This is a genomic window from Terrimonas ginsenosidimutans (genome assembly GCF_022012415.1).
Taxonomy (GTDB): Bacteria; Bacteroidota; Bacteroidia; order Chitinophagales; family Chitinophagaceae; genus Terrimonas_A; species Terrimonas_A ginsenosidimutans.
This window is the reverse complement of record NZ_JAKLTR010000049.1, coordinates 1-1338: the sequence shown is the minus strand read 5'-3', so window position 1 is coordinate 1338 and position 1338 is coordinate 1. Positions and strand designations below refer to the sequence as shown.

General features: G+C 39.8%; 2 protein-coding genes. Both read right to left on the bottom strand.

Features of this window, described 5'->3' with window-relative positions; genetic code table 11:
• Positions 1-66: 66 nt before the first annotated feature.
• The gene (locus LZZ85_RS28265) at positions 67-324 is read right to left on the bottom strand and encodes a tudor domain-containing protein (protein ID WP_237877511.1); all 258 of its coding nucleotides are present in this window, start codon (positions 322-324) and stop codon (positions 67-69) included.
• Positions 325-347: 23 nt separating this feature from the next.
• Positions 348-1338: RHS repeat-associated core domain-containing protein (locus LZZ85_RS28260; protein WP_237877510.1), on the bottom strand; the 991-nt coding region annotated here is incomplete at its 5' end.

Sequence of the window (1338 nt, the reverse complement as noted above, 5' to 3'; positions counted from 1 at the left end):
TTTAACCATCATTACTAACTGAAGTTTTTATTCCTACAAGTGACGCCAACATTTGTTGTTACGGCATCACCATCCTTTACCAGCAATCCGTTTTAAATATTCAATAGTATCTTGATTATCGCAACTTTCATTTAGTTTTTGATTCACTCTATCTGCAAATTCTTTGGATGCTAAATTTTTCTGAACCAAATAAATATCTTGGGATAAGTTCTTAACAAGATTCCATTCACTGTCAGAAATCAAGTTCTTTCCCCATTTTACCTTTTGCAAATAAAAGCCATCATAATATCCATGATATTCCGCATATTCTTTAAGCTTCTCCATTGTCAGCATAAGCACCTATCGGATTAATAATGAAACACAATATTAGTTACATTCGGATTTGCTTTCAATGCAGGATATTCAAATAGCCGCCAAATACTTTGCATTCCAACACCTTGCTCTGCATTTTGAAAAACATGAACCGTTCCTTTTGCTCCTTTGGCATAAGCAGTTGATAGTCGAGCCCACATATTATAAGCTTGTGAGCCTGGGTAATATGGCATATCCGCTGTTAGTTTTATCAAATTTTGACCTGCCCTTGTTTGCCCTAAAGTTTGAAATCCTCTTTCTAATGCGGCCGCTTCTGTACCAGCTCCACTCCAAAAAGCTCTATTTGCCCCCGCAGCCGCCTTTGCCGCTTTGAACTTTTGATAAATTCTATACTCCCTATATCCGAATGCTATTAACTTTCCTCCAACCTTCATGACCAACCCGCCAGCGGCCCAACTTGCACCTTCTATCAACGCATCTTTAACAAACTCACGCCATCCAGCTTCAATCTCTGCCAGTCTTTCTCTGTAGCCAATTGCCGCGATGGCCTTGTTATATAACGTTATTCCTTTTTCATCAACGCCTTTATCGACAAGATATTCTTGTAATTTGCCGAAATCATTGTTTTTGTTCTTGTCTACAAAGATACTCCAGTCAGTATAGTTCCATTTATTCCTATAATTTCCTTTCACTACAACAGGAGCCAATTCGGTGGGATTTTCAGCGGTTGACTTTTCTTTCGGAGGATCTTCTGGTTCCAGTCCTGAAGGATCATTAAATAATATGGGATTGTTCAAACTAAATGCGTAAGGTGTCCAGTCCACATAATCATCCGCCATGCCATCAATCTGAAAAAATCGACCTATCTGGGGATCATACATTCTAAACGGCGTTTCATATAACTCAAGTCCACTTCCATCACTGAACTCTTTATTCGCCAGCTCAGACCCCTCATTGAACTTATATTTATTCTCAGGCCCTCCGAACGCTAACGCCTTCGAACTGATCCCCGCCATGGTAAGCCCG